The sequence below is a fragment of the Streptomyces scopuliridis genome, from assembly GCF_042790125.1.
Taxonomy (GTDB): domain Bacteria; phylum Actinomycetota; class Actinomycetes; order Streptomycetales; family Streptomycetaceae; genus Streptomyces; species Streptomyces scopuliridis_A.
The window spans coordinates 64,804-78,711 of the sequence record NZ_JBHTZS010000016.1 but is presented as its reverse complement, the minus strand read 5'-3'; the positions used below and the strand labels follow the sequence as shown (position 1 = coordinate 78,711).

The window sequence follows — 13,908 nt, the reverse complement described above, 5'->3', positions numbered from 1 at the left end:
TGTGACGGGCCCTCGGGCGTGACCCGGGCGCGGCGCCCTCACGCAACGAGCCTCACGTAACAGGCCCTGCGTAACGGGCCCTGCGTAACGGGCCTCACGCAACGGGCCTTACGTAACGGCTCTTACCCGAACGGAGGGGCCCTTGGCTGGCGGGGACTCGCCATTCGTCCGGGCGGCCTTGCCGGTGATCCGGGCGCTGGGTGATCGTGGAGGGGCGTCCCGGCGTCTGTCCCGCCGGGACGCCGGACCACGACAGCGGCGGAGACGACGGGGGCACACGGCATGAGCTGCGGAACGGGCGAGACCGGCGCAGGGGGCGACGGCGAGCACGCGGGGGGCCAGGACGCGAGGACCGCCAGTGCCCGTCTTGAACCGTCGCCGGACGCGGCCCGGCCCAAATCCGGGCCGAAGCACGGCAAGTAGCCGCGGTGACGGATGCCGGACGGGGCGCGTTCCGTACGGGTGCCGCCGAGCGGGCCGCCATGCGGGGGCTGCTCGACGCGTTGCGCGGTGCCCTGGCCGGGCCGCTCGCGCCGGAGTGGGAGCGCGCTTTCTGGGCGGTCCCGCGGCACCGGTTCCTGCCGGAAAGGGTCTGGATCGATGACGATCTGACGGCCTGTACCCGCGGCGCGGCGCCGGACCACTGGCTCCGTGCCGCGTACGCGAACGGTCCGGTGGTGACACAGATCAATGACGGGACCGATGACGGCCGGTACCGGCGCGACGGCGAGCGCCGGGCCTCGTGGTCGGCGTCGGCTCCGTCGATCGTCTTCCGTATGCTCCGTCTGCTGGCGGTGGAGGACGGCCACCGCGTGCTGGAGATCGGCACCGGTACCGGCTGGAACGCGGGGCTGCTGGCCCATCGGCTGGGCAGCGAGCGCGTGACCACCGTCGAGCTGGATCCCCGGCTCGGCGCGCAGGCCGCGCGCCGCCTCCGGAGTGCCGGCCTGGAGCCCCGGATCGTCACGGGCGACGGCGCGGCGGGGTACGCGCCCGGGGCCCCGTACGACCGGGTCGTCGCCACCTGCTCCGTACGGCGGGTGCCGCGCGCCTGGCTGGAGCAGACCCGGCCGGGCGGGGTGATCCTGACGCCCTGGGAGTCGCCCTGGTTCCGCTTCGGGCTGCTGCGGCTCACCGTACGGGACGACGGCAGCGCGTCCGGCCGGTTCTCCCCGCACTCCGCGTTCACGCTCATCCGCAATCAGCGCACGGATCTGCGGATCTACCGCGATGTCGTGGAGGACGACCAGCTGCCCGAGCGGTCCGCCACGGAGCTGTGCCCCTGGGCGGTGGCGGGCGACGATCCGGCCGCGCGCTTCGCCATCGGCCTGCGGCTCCCGGACATCTGGCGCGCCTGGCACGACAACCCGGACGTGCATGGCGTGGCGTCCCGGCTGTGGCTCGCCACCACCGACACCACGTCCTGGGCGGCCGTCGACTGGGACGACCGGACGGACCAGCGGCTCACGGTCTGGCAGTACGGACGCCGCCGGCTGTGGGACGAGGTCGAGGCCACGTACCGGTGGTGGCTCCGGGCCGGCAGCCCGGGTCCGGAGCGCTTCGGTCTGACCGTCACCCCTGACGGCCGGCAGATACCGTGGCTCCACACCCCGGCCGGAGTCCTCGGGACAGGGGTCCTCACGACACGGGCGGACGAGCCGGGACCGTGACTCCAGGGACTCCGGGGACTCCGGGGACTCCGGGGACTCCGGGACCGCCCCTGGAACGTCAGGCCGGCAGGCCGTACGCGTCCGCGATCAGCTCATAGCTGCGCAGCCGCTCCTCGCCGCTGTGCGCATGGGTGGTGATCATCAACTCGTCGGCGCCCGTCCGCTTCTGAAGGTCGTTGAGGCCGTCGCGGACCGCGTCCGGGGTGCCGTGCACGATATTGACGAGCCAGCTGTCCACGAACTCCTGCTCCATCGAGCTGAACCGGTAGGCCTCGGCCTCCTCCGGCGACGGGACGAGCCCCGGCCGCCCGGTGCGCAGCTGGACCATGGAGAGGGCGCCGGTCATCACCTGGCGGCGGGCCTCACGCTCGCTGTCGGCGGCCAGGGCCGAGACACCGATCAGCGCGTACGGGGCGTCGAGGACCCCGGAAGGGCGGAAGGACTCCCGGTAGAGATCGAGCGCCGGGATGGTGTTCTGCGCCGAGAAGTGATGGGCGAAGGCGAACGGCAGCCCGAGCACCCCGGCCAGCCGGGCGCTGAAGCCGGAGGAGCCGAGCAGCCAGATCGGCGGCCGGCCGGCGGGACCCTGGACCGGGCCCGGTACCGCGTGGATACGGGAGTACGGGTGGCCGTCCGGGAAGTCGTCGTCCAGGAAGCGGGTGAGCTCGGCGAGCTGCTGCGGGAAGTCGTCGGCGCCTTCGTTCAGCCGGTCGGAGCGGCGCAGCGCGGCGGCCGTCGCCCCGTCGGTGCCGGGCGCGCGGCCGAGGCCCAGATCGACCCGTCCCGGGGCAAGCGCCTCCACCGTGCCGAACTGCTCGGCGATCACCAGCGGAGCGTGGTTGGGCAGCATCACACCGCCCGAGCCGAGCCGGATGCGCTCGGTGTGGGCGGCGAGATGGGCGAGGATCACGGCCGGGGAGGACGAGGCGACGCCCGGCATGGAGTGGTGCTCGGCGACCCAGTGCCGGTGGTATCCCCTGCGCTCGGCGAGCTTCGCGAGCGCGACGCTCGTCCGGAGCGACCGGGTGGCCGTGGAGCCGCTGCCCACCGTGACCAGGTCCAGTACCGAGAGGGGTACGGGCGCGGTGCCGTGTGCCGTGCCCCTGATGCCGTCCGTCGTGTCTCGGCTCGCGTCGTCCACCGGTCAGACCCTCCTGCGTATCCAGTACGTACGAAAGAGATACAACGGGAGGGTCACTCCGCTTATTCCCTGGCCGGGCCCCGGATTATTCCCGGGCCGCACCCCTGGCCAGGACCTGGACGAGTACGTCCGGGAGCGTCACCGGGCCTCGTACTCCCGGCCCTCGAAGAGCTTCCCCAGCCGGCGCCCCCACGCCCTGCGCCCCGCGAGCCGCAGCCCCTCCCAGACCGTCACCTGGTTCGCGGTGAGGACGGGCTTGCCGAGGGTTTCCTCCAGCTCCGGCAGATACGCGACCGTGTGCAGGGCCGTGTCCGGGAGCAGGACGACCTCCGCGTCCGGATGGTCGCCCGCGCGGGCCAGTTCGAGGACCTGCTCCCGTTCCCAGGTGCCGACCTCGGCAGCGGTGATGATGCCGCTGGCCCGGTCCGAGACGACCTCGATCGCGGCCGCCTTGAGGAAGGCGGCGAAGTACGCGGTGACATCCGCCGGGTAGGTGGCGGCCACGGCGACCCGTTTGGCGCCCAGCGCGCGTACGGCGTGGGCGAAGGCGAACGAGGTGCTCGACGCCGGCAGTCCGGCGGCGGTGGCGAGGGCGCGTGTCTGCTCATGGGCGCCCTCCCACCCGTAGACGAAGCTTCCGCTGGTACAGGCCCAGACCACGGACTCGGCACCGGCGAGCCGCAGCTCCTCCACCCCCGCGGCGAGCCGTTCATTCGCCCCCATCCGGAGGAGCGCGTCGACGCGGTGGGCGTCCTCGCCGATATCGGTGTGGACGACGGGCAGCCTGATGTCGCTGCCGAACATCATTTCGATGCGGGGGTAGTCGTCCTCGGCCGAATGCCCGGGGTAGAGGAGTCCGACGGTGGTCATGTCCATCCTTCCGTGTCTTCCGGCAGCGGCTCCGCCGGCAGGGCGGCCTGCCCCGGCGGGGTCGCCGCACCGACCGCCCCGACCGGCTCGGCCGGCCCGATCGGTGCGGCCGGCGAGACGGGCGCGACCGGCGGCAAGGGCTCCACCGGCGGCATCGCCGGCACCTCATGCACCGACGGCCGATCGAGCAGCAGCGCCTGGTACGGGCCGACGGCGTGTGCCCCGAGCCTGCGCAGCGCCGCCCACATCGTCACCTGGTTGGCGGACAGGACGGGCATCCTCAGCTCGGCCTCCAGCTGGGGAATCGCGTCGTACGTCGGCAGATTCGTACAGCTGATGAAGAGCGCGTCGGCCGCCCCGACGACGGCCTGCCGCGCCATGTCCACGACCGAGCGGTACGGCACCTTCCAGATGTGCCGGGTCAGCCCCAGAAAAGCGCGACCCGTCACAGTTACCCCGACCTCGCCCAGATAGTCCTCCAGCGACTGCGTGACCGACTCCGTATAGGGCGTGACCAGGGCTATCCGGCCCACGCCCAGCTCCTCCAGCGCCTCGACGAGGGCACCGGAAGTGGTGAGCGAGGGGACCTCACCGGCGCGGGTCATCGCCTCGCACATGGCGCGCTCGCCGGCAGCGCCGCCGACGAAACTGCCGGAGGTACAGGCGTACGCGATGACCTCGGGCTCCGAGGCGCCGAGGGCCCTGACCGCCTCACCGAGGGTCTCGTGCTCGCTGACCAGCCGGGCGAGGTCGAGGGAGACCTCCACCGGCACGTACGGGGTACGGGTGACGCGCAGGGAAATATCGTCGGGCACCCACCGCCACAGTTCACGGTCGAGCGCGAAATCAAAAGGGGCGACCACGCCGACACCACGCTGCGGCTCTGGACCACCCAGAAAGGAGACTTCCATGGCATGCCCCTTTATCAGGCTCTTGTTGACGACGGTAGGAGCCAGGTGCGAGCGTGGTCAATCCGCCCATCTCAGACGTTGCACGGATTTTTCCCGAGGGTAATCCCGAGGGAACCCCGCCCGGCCCGATCATCGGCAGACTCCCGCCTGGCAGACGGCGGATTCCCGCCCGGCAGACGGCGAAGTCGCCGCCGGTCCGGCCCCGGCAGAAGGGCTGCTTCTCATGCCAGCACCCACCCTCCTCGTCCTGGAGGCCGACCCTCCGCCACGGCTGGGCCGGCTCACCGGAAAGGCACGGATCGTCTCCGTCGACGAAGCCGGTCTGGCGGACGGGCTCCCGCACGCGGACGCCCTGCTGGTCTGGGACTTCACCTCCGACGCGGTACGGAACGCCTGGCCGGGCAAGGGGCCGCGGCCCCGCTGGGTGCACACCGCGAGCGCGGGGGTGGACCGGCTGCTCTGCCCCGAGCTGGTCGACTCCGACACGGTCGTGACCAATGCCCGGGGCATTTTCGAGGCGCCGATCGCCGAATACGTGGCGGGGCTGGTGCTCGCCATGGCGAAGGATCTGCCCGGCACGCTGGAGCTCCAGCGCCAGCGCCGCTGGCGCCATCGCGAGGGCCTTCAGGTCGCGGGCAGCCGGGCGGTCGTGATCGGCGCGGGCCCGATCGGCCGGGCCGTGGCGGGGACGCTGCGGGCGCTGGGTGTGACGGTGGCCGTCACCGGCCGTACGGCGCGCCCCGGCGTGCACGCCGCCGACCAGCTGGACCGGCTGCTGATCCGGGCCGACTGGGTCATCTCCGCGGCGCCGCTCACGGACGCGACACGCGGGATGTTCGACGCGCGGCTCTTCGGCCTGATGCAGCCCTCCGCCCGCTTCATCAATGTGGGCCGCGGTCAGCTCGTGGTGGAGGACGATCTCGTCGCGGCGGTGTCCAAGCGGTGGATCGCGGGCGCGGCGCTCGATGTCTTCGCGCGGGAGCCGCTGGACGCGAGCAGCAGGCTCTGGGACGTGCCCGGCCTCATCGTCTCCCCGCACATGAGCGGGGACACGGTCGGCTGGCGCGACCGGCTGGGCGAGCAGTTCGTGGATCTGTATGAACTTTGGGCCGCCGGAAAGCCTCTGCCGAACGTGGTGGACAAGAAACGTGGGTACGTCCCCATGCATGACTGATCACACGACCGACCCCACGCGCCTCACCGACCTCACCGCGCGGCAGCTCCTGGCCGGTTACGGGAGGGGCGACTTCTCGCCGCTCGACGCGACCCGTGCCGTACTGGACCGGATCGAGGTGGTGCAGCCACTGGTCAACGCCTTCGTACGGGTGGACGCCGAGGCGGCGCTCGCCCAGGCGGAGGCGTCCACCGCCCGCTGGCGCGGGAGGGAGCCGCAGGGGCTGCTCGACGGCGTCCCGGTCTCGGTGAAGGACATCTTCCTCCAGCGCGGCAGCCCCACCCTGCGCGGCTCCCGGACCGTACGGGCGGAGGGCGCCTGGGACGAGGACGCGCCGGCGGTGGCGCGGCTGCGGGAACACGGCGCGGTCCTCGTCGGCAAGACCACCACCCCGGAGTTCGGCTGGAAGGGCGTCACCGACTCGCCGCTGAGCGGGGTGACGCGTAATCCGTACGATCCTTCCCGGACGTCGGGCGGGTCCAGCGGCGGCAGCGCGGCGGCCGTGGCGCTGGGCGCGGGCCCGCTCTCCATCGGTACGGACGGCGGCGGCTCGGTCCGTATCCCCGCCTCCTTCTGCGGGATCTTCGGGTTCAAACCGACCTACGGGCGGGTGCCGCTCTATCCGTCCAGCCCGTTCGGCACGCTCGCGCACGCCGGGCCCATGACCCGGGACGCGGCGGACGCCGCGCTGCTGATGGATGTGATCAGCGGCGCCGACTGGCGGGACTGGTCGCAGCTCGCCCCGGCACGGGACGCGCTGGCGTCGGCGTACGCGACCGGGGTGAAGGGGCTGCGGATCGCGTACTCCCCGACCTTCGGCAATCAGGTCGCGGTGCGACCGGAGGTCGCCTCGGCCGTACGGCGCGCGGTGGGCCGGCTCGCCGAGCTGGGGGCGTATATCGAGGAGGCCGATCCGGACATCACGGATCCGGTGGAGGCCTTCCACACCCTGTGGTTCAGCGGCGCGGCCCGGCTGGTGGAGCCGTTCGGCGCGGAGCAGCGCGAGCTCCTCGATCCGGGGCTGCGGGAAATCGTCGCGGCCGGTGAGCGCTACAGCGCGCTGGACTATCTGGCCGCGGTCGACGCGCGGATGGAGCTGGGCCGGCGGTTCGGCCGGTTCCATGAGTCGTACGACCTGCTGGTCACGCCGACGCTGCCGATCACCGCGTTCGAGGCGGGCCGGGAGACGCCGCGGGGCTCGGGCCTGCGGCGCTGGACGGGGTGGACGCCGTTCACGTACCCGTTCAATCTGACGCAGCAGCCCGCCGCGAGCGTGCCGTGCGGGGTGGACGGGGACGGGCTGCCGATCGGCGTGCAGCTGGTCGCCGCACGGCACGCGGACGCGCTGGTGCTGCGCGCCGCGCACGCGCTGTACGAGTCGGGCGCGGTGCCTCACCTTCCCGTTCCCGTTCCCGTTCCCGGGCCGGGGGCTGGGGCTGGAGCCGGGGCTACTCCCGCCGGAAGCTGAGCGTCTCGCCGATGGCGCCCGCGCGCCACAGGTCCTGGCAGGCCTCGGCCATCCGGTCGAGGCCGTCCACGACCGTCCCCCAGACGATGCCCGGGATCCAGCCCATGTCCCCGTTGATCAGCAGGTTGTTGCGCTCGTAGAAGAGGGCCAGGTCCACGACGGTGCGCCGGCCGCGCACCGCCTTCTCGTCATAGCCGTACGAGGACGTGCCCAGTTCCGTGTCGGAGAAGGTGAAGTAGCACAGGTCCCCGGGGATCGGGGTCACGGTCGGGTTCTCCAGCGGTGGTTCCTCGGCGGCGAAGGCCGGAAAGAGCGCGTAGATCTCATTGCGCGCGTACTTCGCGTGGTACACGTCCGAACCCAGCGGCAGCGCCTCCCACACCGCCGCGCAGGTGACCGGAGCCCGGTCGTCCAGGAGTTTCGCGGTGCAGCGCACCCCGCGCTTGTCGAGCGACACAGTCACAAATCGGTCGGCCATGTCCTCATGGTCCTCATCTGATCCACTGAGTCAAGGGCACCCGACCGGGCGCGGGACGGTCTCAAGATCGGCTCGAATTGATGTGCATAACCCGTATGGAGTCGGGTAGCCGCGCGCCCATGGCTTCACCACCAGAGCACGACAAGGAAAGAACCGCAAAACGGTCCATAGGCCGCCGGTCACCGGGTCACCGGTCCCTGGGCCGCCGGTCTCTTCTGCTGGGCACGGCGGCACTGGGCGCCGCGGGGGCACTCGGCGCCGCCGGCTGTAGCAGGATTCCCTCCGGTGACACGCTCGCCCGGCTGAAATCGCAGCGCACGGTCCGGCTCGGTATCGCGGGCGAGGCGCCGTACGGATTCATCAACGACCAGGGCGATTTCACCGGTGAGGCGGTGGAGCTGGCGAAGGTGATCTTCAAACGGCTGGGCATCGGCTCCGTACAGCCCGTGGCCACCGATTTCTCCTCGCTGATACCCGGCCTCAACTCGCAGCAGTTCGATGTCGTCTCGGCCGGGATGTACATCAACAAGGAGCGCTGCGCGCAGGTCATCTTCGCCGATCCCGAGTACCAGATGCTCGACTCGTTCATCGTGCGCAAGGGCAACCCCAAAGGGCTGCACTCGTACCAGGACGTGGTGCGGACGAAGGCGAAAATCGCCACCGGTACCGGCTACGCGGAAATCGACTACGCGATATCCGCCGGAGTCCCGGAGAAGGAACTCGTCATCCTCCAGGACCCGGTCGCGGGGCTGAACGCGGTCGAGTCGGGCCGCGTCGACGTATTCGCCGGCACCGCGCTCACCGGCCGCGAGGTGGTGAAGAACAGCAACAAGGCGGAGGCCACCGAACCGTTCGCGCCGATCGTGGACGGAAAGAAGAAGATCGACGGCGGCGGGTTCGCCTTCCGGCCCACCGATTCCGGTCTCCGGGACGCCTTCAACGTCGAGATCCACAAGATGAAGAAGAGCGGCGAGCTGTTCCGCGTTCTCAAGCCGTTCGGCTTCACGGAATCCGAGATGACGACCCTGACCGCAGAGGAGCTGTGCGCATGACAGCCGGCCTCTGGACCCACTGGGTGCTGCCCGGTATCTGGATCACCGTTCAGCTCACGCTGTACAGCGCCGCGCTCGCCACGGCCGTGGCCTTCGCCGTCGGTACGGCCCGTACGCACAGCTCGCGCTTCGTCCGCTTCCTCGCGGGCCTCTACACCGAGATCTTCCGCGGCACCTCGGCGCTGGTGCTGATGTTCTGGCTGTTCTTCGTCATGCCGAGCCTGTTCGGCTGGGCCCTGGTCCCGATGTGGGCCGCCGTGCTCGCGCTGGGCCTGTCGTACGGGGCGTACGGCGCCGAGGTCGTACGCGGCGCGCTGAACTCCGTGGCGCCCGCGCAGCGCGAGGCCGGCATCGCCCTGAACTTCACCCCCTGGCAGCGCATGCGGCTGATCCTGCTGCCGCAGGCGGTCCCGGAGATGATCCCGCCGTTCAGCAACCTCCTCATCGAGCTGCTGAAGGGCACCGCGCTGGTCTCCCTGCTCGGCGTCGCGGACGTGTCGTTCGCCGCGTATCTGGTGCGGCTGGCCACCCAGGACAGCGCGCGGATCTACTCGGTGACGCTGGTGATCTATTTCGTGCTCGCGTTTGTCCTCGCCCGTGGCATGCGGGCACTTGAACGCAGGACCAAGGCCGGGATCGGCATCACGGCGACACCGGGAGGGGCCCGATGAACAATTGGGACTGGTCCGCCGTCGCGGACTTCATGCCACGTTTCTGGGACGGCCTGCTCCTCACCCTTCAGGTGCTGGTGCTCGGCTCGCTGCTCTCCTTCACGCTCGGTCTGGTCTGGGCGATCGGATTCCGGGCGCCGACCCGTTTCGTCCGGTGGCCGGTCAATGTCATCACCGAATTCATCCGGAACACCCCGCTGCTCGTGCAGTTGTTTTTCTTCTTCTTCGTGCTGCCCGAATGGGGTGTGCAGTTCTCCGGACTGACGACCGGCACGATCGCGATCGGTCTGCACTATTCGACGTACACCGCCCAGGTCTACCGGGCCGGTATCGACGCGGTGCCGCTCGGGCAGTGGGAGGCGGCCACCGCGCTCAGCCTGCCCGCCGGGCGTACGTGGATGGCGGTGATCCTGCCGCAGGCGATCCGGCGGATCGTGCCCGCGCTGGGCAATTACGTCATCTCGATGCTGAAGGACACGCCCCTGCTCGCCGGAATCAGTGTGCTGGAAATGCTCCAGCAGTCCCGGCTGGAGAGCGCGGCCACCTTCCAGTACACCGAACCGCTGACCGTGGTCGGTGTCGCCTTCATCCTCATCGCCTACCCGGCTTCTCTTCTCATGCGAGCCCTGGAGCGTCGTCTTGTCCGCTGACATTTCCACCCCCGGAATCCCCGATCCGAACACCACCGGCCCGAAGACCACCGGTCCGGACACCTCCGGTCCGGCGGACGAGCTGATCCGTTTCGTCAATGTCACCAAGCGGTTCGGCAAGAACACCGTGCTGGACGATCTCTGTTTCTCCGTACGGCCCGGAAAGCATGTGACGCTGATCGGCCCGTCCGGCTCCGGCAAGACGACGATCCTGCGGCTGCTGATGACCCTGGTGAAACCGGACGAGGGTGTCATCACCGTCAATGGCGACAGACTCTTCCCGGCCGACGGCAAGCATGTCCGTGAAGTGCGCAAGAACATCGGCATGGTCTTCCAGCAGTTCAACCTCTTCCCCAACATGAACGTCCTGCGCAATGTCACCGAGGCCCCGGTCAAGGTGCTGGGGCTGAGCAAGGACGAGGCGGAGGAGCGCGGCCGTGAACTGCTCGATCTGGTGGGCCTCGGCGACCGCTGCGGCGCGAAGCCGACCCAGCTCTCGGGCGGCCAGCAGCAGCGGGTGGCGATCGCCCGCGCGCTGGCGATGCGCCCGAAGATCCTGCTGCTCGACGAGGTCACCTCGGCGCTCGACCCCGAGCTGGTCGCGGGCGTACTCGATGTCCTCCGGGACATCGCCCGCACCACGGACATCACGATGCTCTGTGTGACCCACGAGATGAACTTCGCCAGGGACATCTCCGACGACGTTCTGATGTTCGATGCCGGCAAGGTCATCGAATCGGGCCCGCCGGAGAAGATCTTCTCCGAGCCGGAGCACGAACGTACGCGCGAGTTCCTGGGAGCGGTGCTCTGACCTCGTATCCTCGTGTCTCCGCGCGTCCCCGCCCAGCGGTGCGCACCCCTGTGGGTAAGTATTCCTCTGGCATATGCCAGAGCGATACTTCCCAGCCCAGGGCGCCGGCCCGGCCGCTCCATATGGGCAACCGCCGCCCCGGCAAGGGCTCTTGACGGCTATCGTGGTGCGTGAGCTTGCGGTCACAACCTGCTGAGGGGGAACCGTGGTGCTGAAGCCGGAGCCAACCGCTCCGTTCCACTCGGTGCGGTACGTGCTGCGCGTCCTGGAGGCCGTGTCCGCGTACGGCGGCGGGGTGACCGAGGCCCGGATAGCCCGGGAGAGCGGGCTGCCGGCCGGTCATCTGGCGCCCCTGCTCTCCATGCTGCGGCGCGAGGGATATGTGGAGCAGGTCGCGGACGGCGCGTATGTGATCGGCGAATCACTGGCACTGCTCGGCTCCGGCGCGGCCCGGCAGCAGGCCCTGGAGGACAGGCTGCAGAGCACGCTGGACGAGCTGCGCGACTCGGTCGGCGCGGCCGTCTATCTCAGCCGCTACATCGATGGCGAGATCAGGGTCACTCAGGTCGCCGACGGTCCGCTGACGCCCGCGGTCAATGAGTACGTGGACTTCCGCGCCACCGGCCACGCCAGCGCGATCGGCAAGTGTCTGCTGACCCAGCTGGACAGGGACGGCCGGCGGGACCATCTGGACCGCCACAAGATCGCCCGGTTCACCTCCCGGACGATCACCAGCGAACGGCTGCTGTTCTCCCGGCTGGACAGCCAGGCGCCGACGGTGCCGGTGCTCGATCTCCAGGAGTACGCGCTGGGGACGGTCTGCGCCGCGGTCCCGCTGACGGCGGGCTCCACGGTCGGCTGCCTGGCGCTGTCACTCCCGGTCGAGCACGCCCACCGGCTGCGGGTGGCCGCGGAGGCCCTGAACCGCAGGGCGGCGCCGCTGGCCCTCTCGCTGACGATCTAGCTCTCCGCCCCGGTCCTGGCGGTGGCCGGCCGACGATCCTGCCGGTGTCCTGCCGGTGGTCCTGCCGGTGGTCCTGCCGGTGGTCCTGAGCACCCCGCACGACCGGGTACTATTTTCGAGTCAGCAGGCGCCGCTAGCTCAGTTGGTTAGAGCAGCTGACTCTTAATCAGCGGGTCCGGGGTTCGAGTCCCTGGCGGCGCACTTGCGATCATGATGCTGACCTGGGCGTTCTCGGTTTCCGAGAACGCCCTTTCGCATGCGGCCCTTGGCTGACATATCCCGCCGCGACGAATGACGTGACCACCACAGTGATGCTCAACGCCGAACGGGTCTCGTTCTCCATCCAGCCGATGCGTAGGGCCGCCCGCGGTCAGGGTCGACAGGCAGTCACTCGGCCGGCGTCGGGGTGCCCAGGCCCTCGGCCAGGGACCGCAGATGCGGGCCGTATTCCGGGTCCGCCAGGGCAGCGGCAAATTGTGCGGTGAGGTAGGCCATCGGGTTGCCGGTGTCGTACCAGCGGCCGTGAATGACCTGGCCGTAAACGGCGTGAGTGGAGGCGTAGGAATTGATCGCATCGGTCAGATACACCTCGCCGGTGCGGTGTTCGTACCAGTGCTTCGTCTGCTTTTCCAGCTCAGCGATGATGCCGGGGGTGACGACGTAGCCACCGATAGCCGCGTATGCCGACGGTGCGTCTTCGGTCTTGGGCTTCTCCACCAACCCTCCGATCCGGAGGAGTCCTTCCCCCAGGTCCTCCTTGATCACGGGGACGCCGTATCGGCTCGAATCGGCGGGATCCATCGGCATGAGGGCGAGGACCGGGCAGTGGGTCGCCTCATACGCCCTGATCAACTGCTGGGCCCGCGGCACCTGGGCGACGAAGACGTCGTCGGGCCAGAGAACCAGCATCGGCTCGTCGCCGAGATTGCGGGCCGCGTTGAGGACCGGAGTCCCGTTCCCGTACGGCCCGTGTTGGTCGAGATAGGTGATGTGGCCCGCCCGCGAAAGCTCACCGACCTCTTCCACACCGTCCGCGTACGCCGTCTTCCCGTCCGCCCGCAGCTGCGCGACAAGGGTGGGGTTCGGGCGGAAATGCTCCTGGATCAAACCCTTCCCGCCGGATACAACAATGGTGATGTCCGTAATCCCTGAAGCCACGAGCTCCCGGACAGTGTGCTCAATCACCGGCTTGTCACCGACAGGAAGCATTTCCTTGGGTGTGGCCTTGGTCAACGGGAGGAGACGGGATCCAATGCCGGCAGCGGGGATGACCGCTCGGCGAATCTTTGTGCTCATTCGAACCCTTGATTCCGATGGTTGATTTCCATTTATGCAGCTTATGCTGCCCCGTCAACTCTATCAACGCCCCACGCAGTGCAACGAGTTGGGTTGAGTGGGCTTCCATGAGCGGGCGTTAAGCCTGCCGCACCCCGGATTTAACCGGGCAGCCGCCCGACGTTCATGCGGTTGATGAGCAGAGATTCGAGCCCACGCACACTCGCCGCACATGACCGTGCCAGGTTCCGAGTTGTCTGGTGGGGTTCAGATCCGGCAGGCAGAAACGCATGACCGACGCTCCGAGAGCCTCAGCCCCGGCGAACTCGCCACTGCCGCCATCTCCGGCTTACGCCCATTGATATGAATCCGACCGTGGCGAATCATTTCCCGCAGCAGCACCATCAACACGGATGTTATCCCTGTTGATGGGTAAAATTCGGGGGCTTTGGCCATCAACACGGCCGCTTCGTAGCGAACACGGCTCTCTTTCCGCAGATCCCCAATGTCCCCGATCAGGGCGATTTGCACACGGGTGGGGCCGGCGCTCAGGTTCGGTTTGCGACACGGCCTGGCCTGAAACTTGCGGTCGCCAATGCACTCTTGACACTCCTGTGATCACCCGTACCGTGAGTTTCGCGCCAGTCAGTGCCGACCGCTGCCGATATTTCCGTCTCAGCACGCCACGTTCGACAACCCCCGCCAACCGGCTGGGAAAAATCACATCCTGGAGAGACACCGAATCCCTGAATGCCCCTTTGTGCCATTTTACG

The 13,908-nt window shown here is 69.4% G+C and carries 13 protein-coding genes and 1 tRNA gene; 9 read left to right on the top strand and 5 right to left on the bottom strand.

Translation table 11 applies throughout. The annotated features are described in order from the left end of the window. Positions 1–428 precede the first annotated feature (428 nt). Positions 429–1,670: a methyltransferase domain-containing protein gene (locus ACFRKB_RS23965; RefSeq protein ID WP_383108429.1), complete on the top strand. Its 1,242-nt coding sequence runs from the start codon at positions 429–431 to the stop codon at positions 1,668–1,670. A gap of 58 nt (positions 1,671–1,728) precedes the next feature. On the opposite strand, the gene ACFRKB_RS23960 is transcribed toward ACFRKB_RS23965, so the two are convergent. From ACFRKB_RS23960 to ACFRKB_RS23950, 3 genes are all read right to left on the bottom strand, one after another. Continuing rightward, positions 1,729–2,811 carry an LLM class flavin-dependent oxidoreductase gene (locus tag ACFRKB_RS23960; protein ID WP_383108427.1) on the bottom strand — a complete coding sequence of 361 codons (1,083 nt, stop codon included), beginning with the start codon at positions 2,809–2,811 and terminating at the stop codon, positions 1,729–1,731. A 138-nt stretch (positions 2,812–2,949) separates the two neighbouring features. Continuing rightward, a complete protein-coding gene (locus ACFRKB_RS23955) occupies positions 2,950–3,681 on the bottom strand; it encodes a maleate cis-trans isomerase family protein (protein WP_383108426.1) in 732 nt (243 codons plus the stop codon). Next, complete coding sequence (locus ACFRKB_RS23950) at positions 3,678–4,592, bottom strand: maleate cis-trans isomerase family protein (protein ID WP_383108425.1); 915 nt, start codon at positions 4,590–4,592, stop codon at positions 3,678–3,680. The genes ACFRKB_RS23955 and ACFRKB_RS23950 overlap by 4 nt, the downstream gene beginning before the upstream one ends. A 223-nt stretch (positions 4,593–4,815) precedes the next feature. On the opposite strand from ACFRKB_RS23950, the gene ACFRKB_RS23945 reads away from it, so the two are divergent. Both ACFRKB_RS23945 and ACFRKB_RS23940 read left to right on the top strand, forming a co-directional pair. Next, entirely contained in the window at positions 4,816–5,766 is a 951-nt protein-coding gene (locus tag ACFRKB_RS23945; RefSeq protein WP_383108423.1) for a D-2-hydroxyacid dehydrogenase, read from the top strand. After that, positions 5,759–7,234 (top strand): amidase, encoded by a 1,476-nt coding sequence (locus ACFRKB_RS23940; protein ID WP_383108422.1) that lies wholly within the window; start codon positions 5,759–5,761, stop codon positions 7,232–7,234. The genes ACFRKB_RS23945 and ACFRKB_RS23940 overlap by 8 nt, the downstream gene beginning before the upstream one ends. Here ACFRKB_RS23940 and ACFRKB_RS23935 read toward each other — a convergent pair. Next, positions 7,215–7,712 carry a DUF3830 family protein gene (locus ACFRKB_RS23935; RefSeq protein ID WP_249949578.1) on the bottom strand — a complete coding sequence of 166 codons (498 nt, stop codon included), beginning with the start codon at positions 7,710–7,712 and terminating at the stop codon, positions 7,215–7,217. The two genes, ACFRKB_RS23940 and ACFRKB_RS23935, sit on opposite strands and share 20 nt — an antisense overlap. A 119-nt stretch (positions 7,713–7,831) precedes the next feature. On the opposite strand from ACFRKB_RS23935, the gene ehuB reads away from it, so the two are divergent. The 6 genes from ehuB to ACFRKB_RS23905 all read left to right on the top strand — a co-directional run bounded on the left by ehuB (position 7,832) and on the right by ACFRKB_RS23905 (position 12,061). Beyond that, on the top strand, positions 7,832–8,764 hold the full coding sequence (ehuB, locus tag ACFRKB_RS23930; RefSeq protein ID WP_383108420.1) for an ectoine/hydroxyectoine ABC transporter substrate-binding protein EhuB: 933 nt from the start codon (positions 7,832–7,834) through the stop codon (positions 8,762–8,764). Next, positions 8,761–9,435 carry an ectoine/hydroxyectoine ABC transporter permease subunit EhuC gene (ehuC, locus tag ACFRKB_RS23925; RefSeq protein ID WP_383108419.1) on the top strand — a complete coding sequence of 225 codons (675 nt, stop codon included), beginning with the start codon at positions 8,761–8,763 and terminating at the stop codon, positions 9,433–9,435. Before ehuB ends, ehuC begins: the two co-directional genes overlap by 4 nt. Beyond that, positions 9,432–10,085 (top strand): ectoine/hydroxyectoine ABC transporter permease subunit EhuD, encoded by a 654-nt coding sequence (ehuD, locus tag ACFRKB_RS23920; RefSeq protein WP_383108418.1) that lies wholly within the window; start codon positions 9,432–9,434, stop codon positions 10,083–10,085. Before ehuC ends, ehuD begins: the two co-directional genes overlap by 4 nt. 16 nt (positions 10,086–10,101) lie before the next feature. After that, positions 10,102–10,896: an amino acid ABC transporter ATP-binding protein gene (locus ACFRKB_RS23915; RefSeq protein ID WP_383108522.1), complete on the top strand. Its 795-nt coding sequence runs from the start codon at positions 10,102–10,104 to the stop codon at positions 10,894–10,896. A 205-nt stretch (positions 10,897–11,101) separates the two neighbouring features. After that, positions 11,102–11,860 carry an IclR family transcriptional regulator gene (locus ACFRKB_RS23910; protein WP_383108417.1) on the top strand — a complete coding sequence of 253 codons (759 nt, stop codon included), beginning with the start codon at positions 11,102–11,104 and terminating at the stop codon, positions 11,858–11,860. 127 nt (positions 11,861–11,987) lie between these two features. Continuing rightward, a tRNA-Lys gene (locus tag ACFRKB_RS23905) sits at positions 11,988–12,061 on the top strand. Positions 12,062–12,247: 186 nt separating this feature from the next. On the opposite strand, the gene ACFRKB_RS23900 is transcribed toward ACFRKB_RS23905, so the two are convergent. Continuing rightward, positions 12,248–13,156, bottom strand: coding sequence for a UTP--glucose-1-phosphate uridylyltransferase (locus ACFRKB_RS23900; RefSeq protein ID WP_383108415.1), 909 nt, complete (start codon positions 13,154–13,156; stop codon positions 12,248–12,250). Between the last annotated feature and the right edge of the window lie 752 nt (positions 13,157–13,908).